This is a genomic window from Kovacikia sp. CALU 1929 (assembly GCF_056784235.1).
Genome location: NZ_JBXBCF010000073.1, coordinates 11,168 through 31,196, shown reverse-complemented (window position 1 = coordinate 31,196; position 20,029 = coordinate 11,168). Strand labels below are relative to the sequence as shown.

18 protein-coding genes are annotated in these 20,029 nt (G+C 50.4%); 5 read left to right on the top strand and 13 right to left on the bottom strand.

Going from position 1 to position 20,029, the window contains the following annotated elements:
- The first annotated feature begins 1 nt into the window (after position 1).
- Together AC1S52_RS17925 and AC1S52_RS17920 are read left to right on the top strand one after the other, a co-directional pair.
- Entirely contained in the window at positions 2 to 628 is a 627-nt protein-coding gene (locus AC1S52_RS17925) for an alpha-ketoglutarate-dependent dioxygenase AlkB (protein ID WP_482030409.1), read from the top strand.
- Between the two features lie 21 nt (positions 629 to 649).
- On the top strand, positions 650 to 1,276 hold the full coding sequence (locus AC1S52_RS17920) for a molybdenum cofactor guanylyltransferase (protein WP_482030408.1): 627 nt from the start codon (positions 650 to 652) through the stop codon (positions 1,274 to 1,276).
- Between the two features lie 126 nt (positions 1,277 to 1,402).
- Here AC1S52_RS17920 and AC1S52_RS17915 read toward each other — a convergent pair whose 3' ends face one another.
- The gene (locus tag AC1S52_RS17915; RefSeq protein WP_482030407.1) at positions 1,403 to 1,645 is read right to left on the bottom strand and encodes a DUF6761 family protein; all 243 of its coding nucleotides are present in this window, start codon (positions 1,643 to 1,645) and stop codon (positions 1,403 to 1,405) included.
- Between the two features lie 592 nt (positions 1,646 to 2,237).
- On the opposite strand from AC1S52_RS17915, the gene AC1S52_RS17910 reads away from it, so the two are divergent.
- Positions 2,238 to 3,032: a response regulator transcription factor gene (locus tag AC1S52_RS17910; RefSeq protein WP_482030406.1), complete on the top strand. Its 795-nt coding sequence runs from the start codon at positions 2,238 to 2,240 to the stop codon at positions 3,030 to 3,032.
- Here the strand turns inward: AC1S52_RS17910 and proB are convergent.
- The 9 genes from proB to mnmE form a co-directional block, all read right to left on the bottom strand.
- Complete coding sequence (proB, locus tag AC1S52_RS17905) at positions 3,029 to 4,141, bottom strand: glutamate 5-kinase (RefSeq protein WP_482030405.1); 1,113 nt, start codon at positions 4,139 to 4,141, stop codon at positions 3,029 to 3,031. The genes AC1S52_RS17910 and proB overlap by 4 nt on opposite strands.
- 423 nt (positions 4,142 to 4,564) lie before the next feature.
- Positions 4,565 to 5,086: a YqeG family HAD IIIA-type phosphatase gene (locus AC1S52_RS17900; RefSeq protein WP_482030404.1), complete on the bottom strand. Its 522-nt coding sequence runs from the start codon at positions 5,084 to 5,086 to the stop codon at positions 4,565 to 4,567.
- A gap of 39 nt (positions 5,087 to 5,125) precedes the next feature.
- Positions 5,126 to 6,217 carry an endolytic transglycosylase MltG gene (mltG, locus tag AC1S52_RS17895; protein WP_482030403.1) on the bottom strand — a complete coding sequence of 364 codons (1,092 nt, stop codon included), beginning with the start codon at positions 6,215 to 6,217 and terminating at the stop codon, positions 5,126 to 5,128.
- 201 nt (positions 6,218 to 6,418) lie between these two features.
- Positions 6,419 to 6,979, bottom strand: coding sequence for a DUF3727 domain-containing protein (locus AC1S52_RS17890; protein WP_482030402.1), 561 nt, complete (start codon positions 6,977 to 6,979; stop codon positions 6,419 to 6,421).
- 16 nt (positions 6,980 to 6,995) lie between these two features.
- On the bottom strand, positions 6,996 to 7,478 hold the full coding sequence (gene ruvX, locus AC1S52_RS17885) for a Holliday junction resolvase RuvX (protein ID WP_482030401.1): 483 nt from the start codon (positions 7,476 to 7,478) through the stop codon (positions 6,996 to 6,998).
- Positions 7,479 to 7,490: 12 nt separating this feature from the next.
- Positions 7,491 to 8,858: an N-acetyltransferase gene (locus tag AC1S52_RS17880; RefSeq protein ID WP_482030400.1), complete on the bottom strand. Its 1,368-nt coding sequence runs from the start codon at positions 8,856 to 8,858 to the stop codon at positions 7,491 to 7,493.
- A gap of 116 nt (positions 8,859 to 8,974) precedes the next feature.
- Positions 8,975 to 10,165, bottom strand: coding sequence for a F420-0:Gamma-glutamyl ligase (locus tag AC1S52_RS17875; protein WP_482030399.1), 1,191 nt, complete (start codon positions 10,163 to 10,165; stop codon positions 8,975 to 8,977).
- 118 nt (positions 10,166 to 10,283) lie between these two features.
- Entirely contained in the window at positions 10,284 to 11,219 is a 936-nt protein-coding gene (locus tag AC1S52_RS17870; protein ID WP_482030398.1) for an NAD-dependent epimerase/dehydratase family protein, read from the bottom strand.
- Positions 11,220 to 11,498: 279 nt separating this feature from the next.
- Positions 11,499 to 12,950, bottom strand: coding sequence for a tRNA uridine-5-carboxymethylaminomethyl(34) synthesis GTPase MnmE (gene mnmE / locus AC1S52_RS17865; RefSeq protein WP_482030397.1), 1,452 nt, complete (start codon positions 12,948 to 12,950; stop codon positions 11,499 to 11,501).
- A 161-nt stretch (positions 12,951 to 13,111) separates the two neighbouring features.
- On the opposite strand from mnmE, the gene AC1S52_RS17860 reads away from it, so the two are divergent.
- Positions 13,112 to 13,834, top strand: coding sequence for an alpha-ketoglutarate-dependent dioxygenase AlkB family protein (locus AC1S52_RS17860; RefSeq protein WP_482030396.1), 723 nt, complete (start codon positions 13,112 to 13,114; stop codon positions 13,832 to 13,834).
- Positions 13,835 to 14,027: 193 nt separating this feature from the next.
- Here AC1S52_RS17860 and AC1S52_RS17855 read toward each other — a convergent pair whose 3' ends face one another.
- The gene (locus AC1S52_RS17855; RefSeq protein ID WP_482030395.1) at positions 14,028 to 15,317 is read right to left on the bottom strand and encodes a Glu/Leu/Phe/Val family dehydrogenase; all 1,290 of its coding nucleotides are present in this window, start codon (positions 15,315 to 15,317) and stop codon (positions 14,028 to 14,030) included.
- 332 nt (positions 15,318 to 15,649) lie between these two features.
- Complete coding sequence (locus tag AC1S52_RS17850) at positions 15,650 to 15,982, bottom strand: hypothetical protein (protein ID WP_482030394.1); 333 nt, start codon at positions 15,980 to 15,982, stop codon at positions 15,650 to 15,652.
- Between the two features lie 200 nt (positions 15,983 to 16,182).
- Between AC1S52_RS17850 and AC1S52_RS17845 the strand changes: the two genes are divergently transcribed.
- A complete protein-coding gene (locus AC1S52_RS17845) occupies positions 16,183 to 18,408 on the top strand; it encodes a GAF domain-containing sensor histidine kinase (protein ID WP_482030393.1) in 2,226 nt (741 codons plus the stop codon).
- On the opposite strand, the gene AC1S52_RS17840 is transcribed toward AC1S52_RS17845, so the two are convergent.
- Complete coding sequence (locus AC1S52_RS17840) at positions 18,341 to 19,843, bottom strand: glycoside hydrolase family protein (RefSeq protein ID WP_482030392.1); 1,503 nt, start codon at positions 19,841 to 19,843, stop codon at positions 18,341 to 18,343. The two genes, AC1S52_RS17845 and AC1S52_RS17840, sit on opposite strands and share 68 nt — an antisense overlap.
- Between the last annotated feature and the right edge of the window lie 186 nt (positions 19,844 to 20,029).

Sequence of the window (20,029 nt, the reverse complement as noted above, 5' to 3'; positions counted from 1 at the left end):
TATGGCTGAGACGCTCGCTGCAACTACACACCAACTATCGTTGTTTGACCCAGTACCACAAACGCTGGCGATTCCAGGACTGCGGTACATGCCGGACTACATTACGGTGGCAGAAGAAGCCATGCTGGTGGCAGAGATTGAACAAGCCGGATGGCATCAGGTGGGAATGCAGCGATTGGTGCGCCAGTTTGGAGTTCCGTATTCCTTTTCACGCCGTACCGTAGTGTCTGGAGAAGTGAAGGAACCTTTACCAGCATTGGCTCAGGCGATCGCCCTGCGGCTTTACCACGAAAAGCTCTTGCCCGGTATTCCGGTTCAGGTGTTGGCAAACCGCTACCTGCCGGGAGAAGGCATCAGTTTTCATGTGGATGCGCCGGAATTTGCCGAGATTGCCGATCTTAGTTTGCTCTCTGCCTGTGTCATGGAGTTCCGTCATCTCAAAACCGGAGAAAAGCAAAAACTCTGGCTCGATCCACGCAGTCTGCTGATTCTCACAGGCGAAGCTCGATGGGACTGGTCCCACAGTATTCCCTACCGCAAACGCGATCGCCATGCAGACAGAACACAAGTCCGAGAACGGCGAATTTCCCTAACCTTTCGACCACTGATTGCCTCGAACAACGAATAATGCCTTACCCCTCACTTCCCGATGCAAAACTCCTACTCTCTTAGCGCGATCGTCTTAGCTGGAGGACAAAGCGCTCGTATGGGACGGGACAAAGCCCTGATTCCAATTGCGGGCGTTCCCTTACTACAGAACGTATGCGAAGCAGCGTTGCAATGTACAACCGAGGTCTATGTGGTTACACCCTGGGCTGAGCGTTACCAGGACATCATTCCATCAGGCTGTCGGTTTATTCAGGAGCAACCTTTACCCGATGAACCCAAACCTCATGGTCCCCTGGTTGGCTTTGCTCAGGCGCTTGCCCATGTAAAAACAGAATGGGTTCTATTGCTTGCCTGTGATTTGCCTTGCTTAGAAGGTGAAATTTTACAAAAGTGGTGTAGCGAACTGGAGCACAGTGGAGCAGCGATCGCGCTCCTGCCACTTAGTGAAAAAGGCTGGGAACCCCTCTGTGGTTTCTACCGAACAAACTGTTTGCCAGGTTTGAACGCTGCTATTGATCGGGGTGAGCGTTCCTTCCAGCGCTGGTTAGCTCAGGAGGTCGTTAAAGCGATTTCAGTGAACGACTCAACCCTCCTATTAAACTGCAATACCCCAGAAGACCTGGCATTTTTGAAGGGAAAGGTTTCACCGCCACCGTCCAGTGGTTAGGCATAGGGAACATAGGTCTGGGAGGAAAGCATCCCGGAAAAATTAAGCAACTTAACATCCTGGATACGCTGGGTTTGGTCACCTCAAACCACTCTACCAATCCTGGATGTAGTTTAATTTCGATTCTTAGTAATAATCCAACTCTGACTCTGGCTTTTGGAAGTTAGAGGGGTCATACAAATATTTAGTGATTTCTTCCTCTAAACGATGAACCAGGTAAGGCTCAAGACTATTAGTTTGTTTAAGAGCGGCGATGTAGCCATCCACGTACAGGCGCAATTCGTCGAAGCGGTAACCCCGATTCCAAAGGTCTCCCAAAGCATCGGATAGCTTCTGGTAGTAGCGGATGGTGAGAGTATCCTGCAACATGGTTAGTATGAAATGATGGAAACAAAGACAGCAACGGATAAAACAAGTCAGACAAGAGAACGAGATTTATACAGGTTCTCGTGAGTTAACTTCAAATGAGGAGTCTGTGATTCCAGACTGCCATCCTATCAAAATTAGAGCTGTATAACTTAATTTTAACTTTATTGAATTCACTTATCTCTCTATCTCAAGGTTGTTATGAAACAATGGCAACCATTCCCCTGTAGCAGAATCGATTGATTCACTGACATTTGAGTACGGGAAACTACCAGCGGAAATAAAGTCATTGCATTTCTTCATCTCGTTTAAACCTCCCCAACTTAGAAACCTGTAGTTTTTCCTGGGAAAGATCTCCAGTTCTCAAGTTGGATGAGGTTTATCAATGATTCAATGCCAGGATGAAGAGAGGCAAATAGCTGTCAGCTTTTCTCTGTTTGTATAATTCCCATAGTCCCCTCCTTTGCTAACTGCCAGCGCAAGAATGGTTTCCAAATTAATCCAGTTCGATGGGAATACTGGGGCGATTGGAGTAACAGTGATTACAAACCCTAATAAAAGCCTCTGCTAGGTTTAAACTCACAAACTTAAAGGAATGCATGTCTCCGTGGGAGCTTTTTGTATCCAAATCGTTGAGAGCAACCCCCATTTGCGATCGCTTCTAGGTTGGCACCTCCAGCAAGCGGGGCATTGGGTTCATCAATCGGCAGACATCCACCAGGCTCGAGAAGTCTTTCTACATCGCCAGCCAACCCTGGTTATCCTGGATTCTGAATTGCCCGATGGAGATGCGCTGGAGTTTTGCCGCTGGCTGCAACAACAACAACAGGCGATGATCTTAATGCTATCTGCTCGCAGTTCAGAAGCCGACATTGTGGAAGGGTTGAGATCGGGAGCAGACGACTACCTGACCAAACCATTTGGGATGCAAGAGTTTCTTGCCCGGGTTGAAGCACTCACTCGGCGTAGTAAGTCTACCGCCCCTCCTGCCTCTCTAGATTACGGCGACCTCAAAATTGACCTGGTTCATCGCCGGGTTCGGTTTAAGGGAGATTTGGTTGACCTCACTCCCCAGGAGTTTAGTCTGCTTTATGTCCTGGCTCAGGCAAGCGGAATGCCCCTGAGTCGCTCCGAATTATTACGACGGGCGTGGCCCGATGCCATTGATAACCCCCGGACAGTTGATACTCATGTGCTGTCTCTACGAAAGAAGATTGAACTCGATCCCCGCCAACCCAGCTTGATTCAAACGGTTCGGAATGTCGGTTATCGGTTCAACCTGGAATCTCTTACTTCCAACTCAGCCAATTCAAACGGCTATTCCAATCACAACAAGCCTCTGACTCGTTCTTCACCCAAGATGGTCGCTGGAGAAAGGGGAAGGAGTTAGGCACTTAGTACCAGATTATCCCGGTGAACCACCGTCTCCGCACCAGGGTAGCCCAGGATTGATTCGATCGCCTCTGATTGGGATCCTTTAATCTTGTGCAGTTCGTGGCTGCTGTAATTGACCAAGCCACGGGCGATTTCCTGTCCGGTGCGATCGCAGATCAACACAGCATCCTGAGGCTCAAACTCCCCTTCTACATGGATGATTCCGGCAGCCAGAAGGGAGCGACCCGCATTACGGATGGCTCGGACTGCGCCTTCGTCCAGGTGCAGCTTGCCAGTCGGGACAAGCCCATGAGCAATCCAGCGTTTACGGGCATTGGTGGGTCTAAACTGAGGCTCAAACTGGGTGCCAATCGGTTCACCATTCAGAACTTTTTCAATGTTTTGGGGATAGCGTCCCTGGGTGATCACCGTTCGCACCCCGGCTCCTGTCGCAATCTGGGCAGCCGCAATTTTGGTGACCATGCCACCTGTCCCCCAGCGGGAGCCGCGATCGCCCATCTTAACCTGGAGTTCTTTAAGTTGATCGATATGTTCGACCCGGATGATGGGTTGGGCATCAGGGTTGCTGCGTGGATCGGCAGAGTAAAGCCGATCCACATCTGTTAGCAGAAACAGCCAATCTGCCCCTACCAGGCTGGCAACCAGCGCTGAGAGGGTGTCATTGTCACCAAACTTGAGTTCATCGACAGCAACGGTGTCATTCTCGTTGACAATCGGGATCACGCCCAGTTCCAGCAGTTCCTTGAAGGTACGCTCCACATTGATGTAGCTGTTGCGCTGCACCAAATCGCTGCGGGTCAGCAGAACCTGGGCAATTGGTTGCTGAAGGGAGGTAAACAGATCGTCGTAAACCCGAATTAACCGCCCCTGCCCCACGGCAGCAACGGCTTGCTTGAGGGCGATCGCCCGTGGTCGTTCGGTCAATCCCAACCGAGCGCAGCCCACTCCCACAGCCCCCGATGATACCAAAACCACTCGACATCCCTGCCGTTTTAGCCCACTTAGCGTTTCTACCAGACCTGCGATCGTAGACAGTGCCAGAAGCCCGGTTTCTGGCTGGGTCAGACTGGAAGTGCCAATTTTTACAACGAGGGTTTGGGACATAGAAGAAAGGATGAAGGATGAAGGGTGAGGGATGAAGGATGAGGGATGTTTCAGCTTTTAGCCTTCAGTCTGATTGCCTGGTACTCACAGGCGGAAATGGGGATATGCTGACCGACTTTGCACTCCGAACTCCGCCCTGCGCTACGCTAACGCTTTAGTGCAGCTATACCCAAGGACTATTCAGTACATTTGGCCTTTATCCTTCATCCCTTTAAAATGGCAAAGCGCCAGTTCCTTTATGAATAAGGGCTAGCGCTTTGCTCAAGTATTTACGGGATTTATCTTTAGGGTCTTTATGGTGGCTGACCCCATTTCAACTGTAATTAGGATGACAGAAATAAATAAAGTTAAAGGAATTCATAATGTTTTCTTTATGTTTTCCTTTCTCAGGTTTTGTAGGGTTTTGTATCGGATTCGTTACGTCTACTTGTCGGGTAGGAGGGATGCCCCTAGAGCCTGGGAAACCCAAACCTCAAAACTGTGGAGCGGTGAGCGCTTCATGGTTTCGTTCAGGTGAACCATTGGTTCTACCAGAATAGTGAACATGCCCAGGCGATTGCCTGCTAAGACATCGGTAAATAAGCGATCGCCCACCATACCGACCTGTTCAACAGGCAAATCCATTGCCTCAACCGCTTTTCTGACTTTTCGCCGGGAGGGCTTGGCTGCCCCCGATATATAAGGCAGACTAAGACTTTTGGCAATCCGGCGAATTCGGGCTTCGCTGATGTTATTACTCACAAGCCATAAATCCGCAACCTGCCGAATTTCTTCTACCCAGGGTAACAATTCTGCGGAGGCTTCCGCTGCTCGGATAGGTACCAGTGTTTCGTCTACGTCCAGCACCAGTCCCTTGAGATGGTGCTGTTGCAACATTGAGGGAGTTAGTTGAAGCACCGATCCGTGCAGAATCAGGTCCGGTTGTAAGAGTTCGACCCAGGGCATAGTGGCAGAAGGTTTGGTTAATGGTGTGTAGGCAAATACTTAAGGCTTAGGCTGAACCGCTTCCCGCTGGTTATGAATGGTTTCCTGGGCAGCTTGATGCTCTTTCAGGGTACGACTGAACACATGGGTACCATCGTACCTTGCGACGAAATACAGGTAATCGGTATTTTCTGGGTAAAGGGTCGCTTTGAGGCTGGCAAGTCCTGGGCTGGAGATCGGGGTAGGGGGAAGTCCGGCATTAAGATAAGTGTTGTAGGGAGAGGGCGTTCTGACCTGCTCCAGGGTCAGCGTTTTATCGGGAGTTTGCTGAATCCCTAGGCCGTATTCCACGGTGGGGTCTGCCCCCAGGGGAATTTCCTGCTCCAATCGGTTGAAAAACACTCCTGCAATGCGGGGACGCTCCTGGGGAATAACGGCTTCTTTTTCAACAATGCTTGCCAGAGTTACCCATTCCGCAAAACTGAGGGAAGTTTTGCCTTTTGCCTCCTGATAGAGGGGCAAGGCGACCTGCTCAAAGCGATCGAGCATCTGACTCAAAATGTCATTGGGGGTAGGGGTGCCGACAAACTCATAGGTATCTGGATATAAGTAACCCTCTAGCCGAAGCTGATTTGGCTGAAGGGTAGCAGCCAGCCAGGGGTAGTCCGCGGCAGAAAACTGCTGGGCGGCAGTCATGAAGTCCTGGGCAGGGAAAAAACCTCGTTCTTCGAAATAGGCTGCCATTTTGCTCAACGACCAGCCTTCAGGAATGGTGAAATTATTACGCACGACACTGCCGTTCCAGATCTTGGAGGCGATCGCCTCCAAGGGTTCAGCGGGAGATAGCTCATAGGTACCCGCTTGAAACCCCCCTTCTGGGCTTTTTAGAGTCAACCAGCGGGTCCAGAGGTTCCAGGCAGTTGCCGAGCGAATGATTCCCAGGGTTTCCAGATCCTCTCCAATTTCCTGGGCTGAAGTTCCTTCAGCAATCTTTAGCTTTACGCCTTTCAGGGTTTGTTCAGTTCCAGATGGAACGGGTGCCGCTTTGACCCATGTCCACCACTGCCAACTTTGCCAGATGCCAGCACCTAACAAAACAAGCAACAGGACTGGGAAAATCGACCACTTTCGAGTTTTCTTTTTAGCGCTCATGATAAATTCTGGATTTTGGATCGTATGGAGATTGTTCAAATCACAATCCGCATCGGAGGGCGCATGGGGCTGCCCTCTTTCCTATTTCCAAGGTTTAACTGTCTGGCAGGTGAAACAAAAAAGTTTGACAGAGAACATCTGCCTCGCTGGATGCACCCGAATTCACATTTCCAGTACGTATACCCGCCTATTCAACCTGCTTTAATCAGGTTGGTCAAGTATTTGATCTTCAATCAGGGGTAACATCGGTTCAATTTTTTCCAGTTCTTCGGGTGAAAGCAACTGAGGCTGGTTGTTTTCGTCTATCCTTGCCAAAAAGATGAACGGATCCAGCGGTGCATAAATGCCAAACTCCTGTTCTTCGTAGTAGAAGCTTGCTAAAAATTGCAGTTCTTCCTCGTCTTCACTAACCTCAATGTCTTCAAGTCCTTCATCTTCATCCAGGTTATAGTCGGGGAGATCACCTTCGACTGTGAGAGTCACGGCTGAACGTTTCAAAATCAAATTCTGCTCTTCCAGGACAACTTTAGCGATGGGAAAGAGAAGGTCTATTTCACTTTCATCTTCGACGGTGATGGCTTCTTCTTCTTCTCCATTTTCTTGCCACGCCACAATTTCTACCGGCGAATCGACCGGGAGCAGTACGACATATTCCTGCCCTTCCAACTCCAGGGAATGTTCAACCGTGCAGGTGAGCGATCGCCCAGCATCATCTTTAATAGTGACCTTCTCTATTTCCATCTCGATGTCGTCTTCATGCATTCTCAAACTCTCCAAGTTATGAATGGTAGGTGGTAAGGGGGGAATCGGAAGGGTGATCTCCTTTCTCCCCACTGCGTTTCTTAAAACGGCGTTCATCCAACCATTGTTGCAGAATCAGGGACGCGGCTTTGCGATCGATGAGTTCTTTATTTCGTGAGGGTGAGATGTTTTCTGCCTGGAGTAGTTGTTCTGCCTGAAAAGAGGTGAGGCGTTCGTCTACATATTCCAGGGGAAGTTGTAGCGCAAGGGCGATCGCCTGGGCAAACTTCTGGACATGGCGAGCCTGGGTTCCCAAGCTTCCATTCATGCAGTAGGGCAAACCCACCACTAAAACGTTTACCTGGCGCTGGTCTACCAACTGTTGAAGCTGTCCGAGAACCTGATCGAACGATTTGCGCTGAATCGTCATCAGCCCCGTGGCAATCAGCCCTGTCCCATCACAGCCTGCTACCCCGATCCGCTTCCTACCAACATCTAAGCCCAAAGCAGAGATTCGCATGCCTGCATCCATTTAGCAGCAGGGTCCTTCCTGGGGTGGGTCAGAAAACTCAGTGGAGACTGGCAGGTTCAGGAGACGTTTGGAAGCCTGACCAGGATTGGAGGCTGGCTTGGAATTATTAGGATACGGCTGGGATGGCGTTTCAACCTCTCCATCAACCTGAGCGGCTTGGTTCATGGAGCGCAACAACGTGATTCGACTAGGAACGGGCTTACGAGCAGGCTTAAGCCCTTGTAAAACCTCGGTCAGTTGTAAACTCTCCAGGGCAGTTGGCTTCGTTTCCTTCACCTTATGCCAAACAGAACGCGACATCATCAGCGTATGGGCAATTCGCTTGGCTCCCAGACGTGTCAGGCACTCTTCCCGCTCTGGCTGATAGTCAGAGGAGGCAAGGTGAAGGGACTGGGCTGGAAGCTCTTGAGTAATCCGCGCCATCTGAGCCAGCAGTTCAGGGTAGAGCCAAGTGTAAGCAGGGTGAACTGTCAGATGGGCATGGTGAGGTTTAGAGCCATCACGGCAGAGACGTACCTGAAAGTAGCCAATGGCAGCTTTTCGCTGAGACTCAAACACGTAACCGCTGACTGCCTCAGTATGACTCAACCAGTGTTTCAGTCCATCCATCAGAGAGCGGAGCAGGCTAGTTTTGAAATCCAAAATATGACGGTCAAATACTTGCCGTAACAGGGGTGGCATCGAAGCCGTATCTAGCTGGTAGAGCAACTGAGCATCCGCATTGCTAACAGGTAACAAGTTTGGCAAATCAGGCTCTCGTTCAGCGACTTCCCTGAGTGATTCCGGTGTGATTTCCCAGTAGGTCATTTGTGCCAGAGGTTGAAACCCATTTTCCCGATAAAGGGCAAGGGAATCTTTGTCATTGACATTTACTTCTAACAACCAGGTGCGGGCTTCCCAAATCGTATGCAAACAATGACGCACTAGCTGAGAGCCAATTTCCGAAAAGTAGAGGCGCGGAGTCGCCGATGACTTTTCTACAACCGCTTCTGCTTCTGACGAGACGGTTTCAGAGTCTGCCACAGTTGCCACGGGCGTGCTATCAACGGCAACTCGATCCACCCGCCAGGTACTACGGGAGCGGTTGAAAGGAGATACCCGAATCACACCCAAAATCTTATTGTCCTGGGCGGGCGCATAGGCGCAAAACATGTATTGCAGTGGATTCAATAGCAACGCCAGGATCCGCTGTAGCCCATACCAGGAGCGTAAATGAAAGTATCTCAGGGGTCTGTCGGCATCAATGGAGCAGTCGATAATATCTGCCTCAATCCCCTCTGAGTAGAGGCGCTCAACTGCCTCCAGATCCCGATACTGAACGGGACGAAGAATGGTTGTTTGTACAGTTTTTGGGGAAGTTTGAGTCATTTTATCAATGCAGCTATCTAGCCGAGCGATGAATAAATTTAGCAATTTATCTTCTATTTTAATCGGTTTGCCCGATAAACCCTATCTCCGACTGATAGATATAGATTTTTGCAAGATTAGCCGGACTTAGGAACCACTGGGCGAATCAAAACGATGGGGGTTTGTTCGTCAGCATTACCAGCAGGATTTCGAATCAAGGCTTGCTTGAGGAAAGGGACTGTGACATCACTGGACGCGGCCAGAATTTTGACGGCTTTCAAATCGTTGACATCTACGATCGCCGCCGCCAGTCCCGTTTCTGCCTGGATCTGGTCTACCACCTGTTGGGGATTTTTTGGTCCCAGCACAATGAATTGGTCGTAGGGGGGGAGGGTGCCGGTGACATCATCAATCAGCCGTGCCTGTTCTCCAGCCAGTTGATAAAAGACGCCGGGTTTTCCAAACACTTTGGCGATCGCGCCCAGCAAAAACGCCACCAATACCCGCCCAGGTCCTACCACATCAACTAAAGATTGCATGCCGCAGGCTGTTGCCAGACTGGAAGTGGGCAGGAACAGGTAACACAGACGTTTGGCAACCCATCCGGGCTTAACATCGGTGGGATGGTGAAACCGCCCCTGCATAATGGCAACTGGGGTTTCCCCAATGGCGACCACATCTCCCGGTTGGGCATGGGGCAACACGTAGCGCCGCACGACTTCAACGGTGCTATCCAGATGGGTGAGCAGATGGGTGCGGATGGGCAGTACATCGGCATTGGTCGCCGGTCGCCAGTTTTTTGAATCCTTTGGGTCGGGAAACACCAACGGCACAATCACATGGCGGACTTTGGGAATCCGCCCTTGAGGACCGTAAGTTATGTAATGAATCTGGATCCAGGCAACCCGTAACTGGCTCAGATTCGGGCCCTCAATTTCAACGGCAATCTCAATCGGGTCAACCTTCCCAATCTTGACGATATGTGCCCCCCAGTAACCATCCTGCCTGGGTTTGGCATCCTGATATTTAGGAATGATCTGGGTTGAGGTTGTGACACCCTCCAGGCTACCAGAAGAGAGTAGCTTAACCTCAACACTGACTTCCGGCACCATCACCTCAAGCCGACGGGTAAGGTTACGAAACTCCAGGTCTCCATTCAATAAATAGCGTCGAGGCTCGTAGACTTCCAGTTGCCAGTTACCCGCTGTCAGTTCCAGCTTATTGCCAGGGCGACGACGGTACTGAATTTCCAGTACGACCAGCAGCAGTGCCAAGATCAGCACGACTGCAATCACAATACCGATCGCAAAACTCCCAATTGTCCCCACAGTAAATCACTCAGTTTTAGTGGTCTGTCAAAAGTCTAGTGGAGAGTGACGGTTTTGGAGAATGAATTGGACATGATTTGGTCAGGGGTTAGGGGTTAGGGCAGGGGTTAGGGTGACTTTACCCAGTTGCCAAAATCTCGTTGTCTACTGAAAAATCAATTTCGGTTTTGTCCCTGGTGGAAGCCAGATAATCGGCTTGGAAAGAGTCTTTTAGCCCGGAGATTAAGTCATAGTCTGGATTCCAGTTAAGGTCTGTGATTGCTTTCTGGATTGAGGCGAAGAAGTGCTGAGGACGAAGGGGGAAGGCTTTGCGCTTACCGAAGTCAAACTGCTTGGGGTCGTAGTGAACCAGTTGCAGGGCATCGGGGGATTTGCCAGCAGCGATCGCACATGCCCGTGCCAAGCCGTCAAAAGTGACGTAACGTTCTCCAGAAATGTTATAAATTTGCCCGATGGCTTGGGAGTTGCCCAAGACCTGAGCCATTGCTTGTGCCAAATCTTTGACATGCCCGAACTGGGTGAAGTGCTGCCCATGACCCGGAATGGGGATGGGGCGATCGCGCACAATCCGGTCAAAGAACCAGGCTTCCAGATCGTTATAGTTCTGGGGACCATAGATGTAGGTGGGACGAATGGAGGTGAAAGGTAGACCCTGCTGTGCCAGGTAAGTTTCCGTCTCATGCTTGCCTTTGTGGCGGCTCTTGGGATCAACCGGGTCGCCTTCTATGTGGGGCATCTGGTCTGATTTGAGGTAAACCCCTGCCGAACTCATGTAAACAAAGTGTTGTACCCGATCTTTGAAGATTTCTACCAGGGGTTGGGTGTCACTCAGTTCTCGTCCGTTATTGTCGAAAATGGCATCAAAGGATTCGCCAGTCAGCTTTTGTTTCAGTTCGGCAGGATTGGTGCGATCGCCATGAATCTGCTGCACCCCTTCCTCAGGAGCCGGTTTGTTACCCCGATTAAACAGCACCACCTCATGACCCTGCTCAACCAGAATTCTGGTCAGGTAAACCCCAATGAACCGGGTTCCCCCCATGATTAAAATCCGCATGGCTCTCACCAACCCAACTGCATTCTTTATCTTACAGGGGATGGGGAGAGGTGCTAGTGTCTGAGTCTGGATACTCAATGGCTGTAGAGGTGCAGCCGTTGGTTATGCCGATTTGATTTGAAGGAGAGGGGAGGGGTCCGGGTGTTAGACAATTTTGAAAGGTTAAGGATTTAGCAGATTTGTAAATACAAAACACCCTGTTGACCCAGGCTCAAAGCCTCCCAGACCTCCGAGGTTTCAAAACTTCGGAGGTCTAAGCAATCTTATTTCGAGCGTAAATTATTTTCCAATGCAAAAGCGGCTGAAGATTTTGTCCAGAACGGATTCGGTCACATCCTCACCCAGAATTTCGCCCAGGGCTTGAATGGCAGTTCGCAAGTCAATTGTCCAGAAGTCCAGTGGGAGTTGGTCGGCAATGGTGCTTTGAACCTGTTGGAGGGAAGTTTTAGTGCGAGTCAGTGCTTCTGCTTGCCGCTGGTTAATCGCCCAATCGAGGTTGGCTGCTTGCAGGTTCCCGGCTTGAACCGTTTTTAGAATTGCCTGTTCCAAAGTGTCTATTCCCTGGTTTAAAGCAGCGGCAGTTTTGACGGTTAGGAGAGGGGAGGAAGGGGTTGTTCGTTGTTGGTTGTTCGTTGTTAGAGGCGAAGGTGGGGAAGAAGAGAGAGGGGGATAAAGTGCATGATTGGACGGCTGTTCCGGTAGATCAATTTTGTTGATGACCAGGATTAAGGGGCGGTGTTTAACCTGGTCGTAGATTGCTTGATCGCCGTTAGTCCAGCCTGTCGTGGCATCGATGGTCAGGAGTACCAGGTCGGCGTTTTGGGCAGCGGTGCGCGATCGCTCTACGCCAATTTTCTCCACCTGATCCACCGTTTCCCGAATTCCGGCAGTATCCAGCACTTGAATGGGAATTCCTCCCACCACTAGCTGGGATTCCACAACATCACGGGTGGTGCCAGGAAGGTCGGTGACAATCGCGCGATCGCTGCGGCTCCAGGCGTTCAATAAACTGGACTTGCCGACATTCGGACGACCAACAATGGCAACCTTCAGCCCGACTCGTAGTAACTCTCCCCGATCGGCGGTTGCTAATATTTGCTCGACCTCTAACAGAACTTGATCAATCCGTGCTTTGATCGTGTCTTCGTTGAGCGGGGGTAAATCCTCTTCAAAGTCAATTCTGGCTTCCACTTCTGCCAGAATATCCAGGCAAGTGGCACGGAGCAGACGAATTGGGTGGGCAAGTTTTCCCTGAAGTCCAGCCAGGGCAAATTGGGCTGCTTGAGGCGATCGCGCACCAACCAGATCGGAAATGCTCTCTGCCTGGGTTAAGTCTAGCCGTCCATTTAAGAATGCCCTTAACGTGAATTCACCCGGTTGTGCCAGTCTGGCTCCCTGCTCCAGGCAAAGCTGCAAAACCTGTTGCACAACGATGATTCCACCATGACAGTGAAATTCCACCACATCCTCACGGGTGTAAGAACGGGGAGCTGCCATGATCAGCAATAGAGCCTCATCAATGGATGCCTGGGTTTCAGGATGGCGAATGTAACCGTAGAGGATACGATGGCTTTCCCACACCTGCTGACCAGGGGCATAGAAAAGTTGGTGGGCGATCGCCAATGCCTCTGCCCCCGAAACCCGCACAATTCCCACACTACCCTGTTGGGGAACGATGGCAGTGGCAATGGCAGCAATGGTAGTTCCCTGGTTTGGTGTCGCTTTGATCATTAAAAATAGGGTTAGGGCAGGTGTTAGGTGTCAGGGAATGAAGGACGATGGGATAAAGTTTTGCGTGTTCTAATTTGTCCCAACTTTAATGACTACTGTGACAGAAGAAGATGCTGTTCAGATATCAGGTTACCGCTCACAGGAAAGGAATCCCAGACCCGATGGATTATCAATTGCCTTTATGGGAACCGTCCGATGCAGGGAAGTTTGAGGCAGCCCAATCTGAACCGGGTCAGGTGTTGGAACTGCCTGATGCGGAGGTGATTTTGTATCCCCATGCCTTTTCCTTTCAGGAAAGCTGCCAGTTATTTGACGCATTGCAGCAGGGGATTGCATGGAGACAAGAAACTACGATTCTGTTCAATCGATCGGTACTTCTGCCGCGCCTGACTGCCTGGTATGGGGATACGGGTAAGTCCTATACTTACTCTCACATCACCATGCAACCAGAACCGTGGATTTGCCCACTGCTCCACATTAAATCGCGAATTGAAGCGATCGCCCGCACCTCCTTTAAACCCTATCCAAAAAGCACTGGTGAGCAAAACCCAGCACTTAGTTCAGAAAGTTTTCAGATGAGGTTTAATAGCGTTTTATTAAATTTGTACCGTACTGGTAGGGACAGCATATCCTGGCACAGTGACGACGAGCCAGAGTTGGGACCAAACCCTGTGATTGGCTCCGTTAGTTTTGGGGCAACCCGCCGATTTATGCTTCGCCATCGGCAGCAAAAACATCTGAAAGCCGCGATCGATCTGACCCACGGCAGTTTCTTACTCATGCAGGGACCAACCCAGCACTTTTGGCAACATCAAGTTCCCAAAACCAGTCGAACTGTAGAACCCAGGATTAATCTAACCTTTCGGCAAATTGGGGGAGAGTGAGGAGTTGAGAGTTAAAAGTTGAGAGTTGGAGACATGCAACTCGGCGGGTTTAGACCTCGGAGGTTTTGAAAACCTCCGAGGTCTGGCGGCTCTGCCCCTCTAACAAACAACAACTAACAACTAACAACTAACAACTAACAACTAACAACTAACAACTAACAACTAACAACCCCTCCTCCCCTACTCTTCACCTCTACCTTCCATTCAAGTAATAGTCCCTCGTTCCTTTGGCGCTGATGGCATCCCCTAAACGGCAGAGGGCATGGACGTAGGCAGCGGTACGCATGGGAATCGCAAGATCACGGGCGATCGCCCAGATCTGCTCTGCCTCCTGCACGATTCGTTGTTTCAGATGTTGATCGACTTCCTCTAAACTCCAGTACAAACCGCTCCGGTTTTGCACCCATTCAAAGTAGCTGACTGTAACCCCGCCTGCGTTGACCAGGATATCGGGAAAGACATAAACTCCTTTCTCTTCCAAAATTTGGTCGGCGGCTGACGTAATGGGACCATTGGCGACCTCAAAGATCATCTTTGCCCGGATGTTGGCAGCATTGGCTTCCGTAATTTGATTTTCTAAAGCAGCCGGTACCAGCACATCCACATCCAGGGTCAGCAGATCCTCGTTGGTCAGCACTTCTTCAGCCGTTGTATGGCAGACGGTATCTATACAGTACATTGCCTGAATGCGGCGGCTAGACTCCTTGAAATGACGGATGCTGGGAATATCCAATCCCCCTTTTGAGTAAATACCGCCCTGGGAATCGCTCACTGCTACCACTTTGAAGCCTGCTCTAAACAGCAGTTCTGCCAAAATCGCACCCGCATTTCCAAACCCCTGGATGGCAACCGTAGTGTTTTCTGGGGGCTGATCAAACTTGGGCAGCATCGACTGAATTACAAAGAACGCCCCCATTGCAGTGGCAGACTCGCGCCCCAGACTTCCACCCATACTGATTGGCTTACCCGTTACCACAGCAGGGCTAATTTGGCGTTTGATGATGCTGTACTGATCCATCATCCAGCCCATGACCATTGCATTGGTATAAACATCGGGTGCCAGAATGTCAACATCTGGTCCAATGAAGTCAGCGATCGCGTCAATATAGCCCCGGCTTAACCGCTCCAACTCCATCCGGGAAAGCTCCTTCGGGTTCACAGTGATACCACCCTTGGCACCTCCAAAAGGCAGACTCAGGGCGGCACACTTAAACGTCATCCAAAATGCCAGCGACTGAACCTCATCCAGAGTGACATTGGGATGGTAACGAACACCACCCTTACCGGGTCCTCTGGTGTCGTCATAGCGCACCCGATAGCCCTGGAACACCTTCAGAGAGCCGTCATCCATCCGAACTGGGATTGAAACTGTCAGACTGGTCTGGGGAAATTTCAGGGTTTCGATCGCATCCTCTGAAATCGTGGTGTATTTCAACGCCTGCTCCAACCGTTGACCAGCATCAGACAATAAAGAACCTGCCATACTCCGTACCTCTCAGTAAGTCGCTGGTGTCAAAGAATGGCTTCCAGCCGTTAGTGGGATAATCACTAACAGCCAAATTGCAATCCGGTATAAATCCTTACTTAAACAACCCGAATGACTTTGACAGAAGCGATTGAATTATCTTTCTCTATCGTGCCCGATTAATTAGAGGTTTGAGGCAGGCTGATCCCCGTCAACGTGAAAAGAAATGTGTACCTTGCTACAAAATTACCTTTTACTGAAAAGCCGGATCGCTTGTAACAAAGATGCCAGCAGCAAGCCCCTGTTTCTGTGATCCCTGTTTCTGTGATCAAAGTCGGCAATGCGCAAAATCACTTGATGGGGATGAACGGAAAAAAAGTTCTAATAAATCTACGCAGGCGTAGCAATCTGATGTTTCTGGTAATGATGGGAGAAAGCTGAATTTCCTCTGGCGGGGCTGTCGCCAGTTCTGCTCGAAGCTGGGCATATTCTGCGGCTGTGAGGGGTTTGCCGTCAATGGGCGATCTCGCCCCGGTAATGATTTCTGCCCGTAACACCTCTTCTGGAATATCCTCTGGAGGAGGTAACGCTCGTCCCGCTTCCGTGCCCATCAAGAGCAGACCCAGGGTGAGGGATAGGGATTTTAGATAAAAACGGTTGGAGAGAGGATTTGATCTGGTCATTTTGAGGGATCCGGTAGGCAGCGAGTTTTATAGAAAATTCACATCTAAAATCATCCGTCTATCCCGATACAACATCAGCAATTAAACTTTTTTACGATATTCTACTAAAGCATGACGGGGCATCTCCCAGTGCAGTTGCAGGTTCCAAGTTCAACCGCTCTTCTCTAAAGTGTTTAGAGGGCTACATCACTCTGGATTTCATGCTGCCTTTCTTGCGATCGTTGTTTCCAGTCTTTTCAAAATCTCGCCATTTGAGTAGCCGCTCACTCCGCTGGCTCCCCGACTCGGAAAAACAAAATTTTCTTCTTCAAAAAATTGTTGACCGGGTCCGCAACTCCCTTGAACTGAGGGTTGTCTTGCAAACGGCAGTTGATGAAGTTGCCAGTATCCTGGATCTTGATCGGTGTGTATTTTTCTGGTATTTCCATGACACCCAACGGGTTCAGGTTGTCTGTGAAAATACGCTTCCGTTGTCTGATTCGCAGCAGTCTGATTCCCATCAAGTTAATTTGCACCCGTCTGATTTGCACCCGTCGGAATCGCCCAAAAAACATCCCAGGCTGGGGTACTACCCGCTGGAAATGTTTGGGGCGGCAGCGACGGCGATCGCCCGTGGAGAAATCTCAGGTAACACGGGGGGAACTGCCCACTTCCCATTTTTCCAATGGCTGCGCTGGGATAAGCCATCCCAGCATAATCCTGCTGAGTCAGATTTAGGTTGGATGGGTGGCACTGCCAATCTACTGGTTCCGGTCAGAATTCAGGAAAACTCGATTGGGTTTATTGGCTGCTTCTTTGAACAGCCCCATCGCTGGTCTGACCGGGAGATTGATTTGATTCAATCCATTGCTCATCAGCTTGAAGTCGCGATTGGACAGGCGCAACTTTATGAGCAGACCCAGAAACAGGCACAGCGAGAGCGTTTGGTGAATCAAATCACGGCTCAAACTCGCCAGAGCTTTGAGTTAGAAAAGATTTTGCAGGGGGCGATCGCCCAACTGTTAGAGGCTCTACAGGTTGATCGCTGTCTGGTTCATCTGGTTGAAGAAATGACTGAACCTTTAGATTTAGAGAGTTCTGAAGCTTCTAACCATGAATCTGCCTGTCCTGCAAAGACGCGCTACCAGCATCTCTATGAAGTCTGCCGTCCTCCGTTTCCAGCGACGATTGATACATTTGATACGCATGGACCGATTACACGATGGGTGATCGAAAATCGGCGGCGGGTTGTGATTACCGATGTCGCTCAAGACGAGCGGATTGGACCCAGTAATCTGGAGTATCAGCAGGCGCAGATCAAATCTTCCCTGGTGGTACCCGTGCAAACGAAGGAGAACCTGTACGCGATTCTCTACCTGAACCAGTGCTCTGAACTGCGTTATTGGTCCAGAAATGATCAAAAGCTGGCTCAGGCAGTTGCCGATCAACTGGCAATCTCAATTCAACAGGCGTATCTCTATGCCCAGACGCAGCAGCAGGCAGCAGACAGCGCAGCCCAGGCAAACCATTTGGCTAAGACCCTGGATGAACTGCGCCTGACCCAGGCTCAACTAATTCAAAGTGAAAAGATGTCGAGTCTGGGGCGTATGGTGGCTGGGGTGGCACACGAAATCAACAACCCGATCAACTTTATCTATGGCAATGTTCCTTACATTGAGGCATACGTTAAGGATCTGATTTGTTTACTCAACGCTTATCAAGCTCGCAATCCCCTGCCAGATGCCGAATTACAAAAGATGGTGGATGATCTGGAGCTAGATTTTCTGGTGGCAGATCTGCCCCAAATTCTCACGTCAATGCGCTCTGGAGCCGATCGCATCCGGCAGATTGTGCTGTCTCTCCGCAACTTTTCTCGTCTGGATGAATCTCATCGCAAGGTCGTCGATATTCATGACGGCATCGAAAGCACCCTGCTGGTTTTGCAGACTTGCCATCAAGACAGCATTCAAATTATTCGGGAGTATGGTGAATTGCCGCCAGTCGAGTGCTATCCGGGTGACCTGAACCAAGTATTCATGAATCTTCTGATGAATGCCGTCGATGCTCTAAAAGATTGGCATGGGCGCAACAAAGCGATCGCCGTTTGCACCGACTGTATCCCTGCGCCCCCAGGGCAGGAAGAAATGGTCCGCATCGTCATTACTGACAATGGTCCTGGCATTCCCCATGAGGTTCAACCCAAGATTTTTGACCCATTCTTTTCAACCAAAGAGGTTGGACAGGGAACGGGATTAGGTCTCACTGTCAGCTACCAAACCATTGTCAATCAGCATCACGGGCGGCTCAAGTTTTACTCAGAACCGGGTTTAGGGGCAGAGTTTATGATTGAAATCCCGGTCAGCCATTCTGCTGGTCATCTCAGGGGCGGCAAAATTTACGATCACGATCGCTTGCCGGTTCCTGCCACGAGTAGGCAAAGTGACTGATGGACTTAAGATTAGGCGCAACTCGGTAAATTGCCTGCATCTGCTGTTCCAGGGGGGGGCGGTTGCTGACGGACTCCTGCCAAATACCTGCCAGTATGGGCTTAACCTGGGTATTAGAAGCAGCCCAATTTAGAACCCGTTGCACCTGGGACACAATACAGCTTGTATTGCCACAAACGGCATAAGCCATCGGATGCCATTCCAGGCTACCAGGAAAGCGATCCCAGGGCTGCATGCGGGAGTCAAACCCACTTTTGCCAACCGTGGCGTTGCCATCCGGGAAGAAAACGACCCCAACGGGAATGCGTTGTTCCTGTGCCGGTGCCGCGGCTGCCAGCAGAAAGTCAATCACCCCCTGGTAAGCGTGGGCAACCGTTAAATTCCACAGTTCAGATTGTAGAGCCGACACCTGATTAGTAAGGGAAAGATTGGCTTTGACGCGATCGCCATTCAACCCCTGCCAGGCTGGTTCTTTCTCAGTCGGGTAGAGCGCATTAACTTCTTTCAAGTCATCGCCTTTGATATACCCCTTTTTGAGATAGCGGTGAATCAATTCCATGCCTTTATAGTTAAGCGCCCGTTGCAGCAGAGTTTTCCAAGACGAATCCCCATAGATCCACAGATCCTGCACCTTGGCGGCAACCGAAGCCGGACCAAGTCCCCGGGGATAGCGAATGTAGTCAAGCAGAATGCCATCCGGCTTGCGACGGGCAATGGCTCTGACCATCTGGGCATAGTCTTGCCGTGCCTGGGGGCTATAGGGATCAATGAAAGCTTCCTCTGGATTGCCTAAGCCCAGGTCAGTGCTGAGTCCTGCGACCGTACTGGCGTTCAAGCTAGTTTGCCCCAATCCATTGCGGGCGATCGCCTGCTGCTTGTCTGGACGCCGCACGTAGTTTGCCCCAAAGTTCATACTGAACAACCAGGCGTGCACCTTCAGCCCCCGCTGGCGACCTTTTTGAATTGCCTGTGCCAACAGATCCACTTTGTCTTGCCCGCTTCCTGCCATCACTGGGAGCCAGGGAGTGGGATTGTCTGTGACCGGCAATAACACCCGCCCGTTATAAAACGCTTCAACGTAGATCTCGGTATAACCACGATTCACAATTTGGTCGAGAACGGCTTCCAGCGATCCTGACTTAGCATCACAGGGGTAAAGCCGAATCCAAAGCCCCTGATTTTGTGTCCAGGCTTTTTCACGGCATTTGCGCAAACCTTCAGCGTGTTTAGCAATCAAGCTGGCATAGGCTTTTTGTGCCTTTTTATCCCCTTTGAGGGCTGCCTTACGCAGTTTTTCCTTCTGGGCGATCGCCTCCGGTGACTGCTGGCAGTAGGGCGGAGTCTGTGCCTGAACCGGCATCGCTTTAAATTCCAGCCCCACTAAACTGGCTGCCAGGGCAACAGCAACCAAACGACCATAAAAAAACAACTTCATTCGTCTCATGAAGAATTTCCAGCGTTTCAGACTAACCATCAGACATTATCGACGCGATCGCCCAGAATGTAACAGGCAACCAGAATGAGCTTTAGAAACCTGCTGAAAAGCTAGTGAATAGCTATCCCAGAAGCACTTAATCCTATGTATCAATTGTTGAACAACTTCTATCTCAGCTTTTTTTCT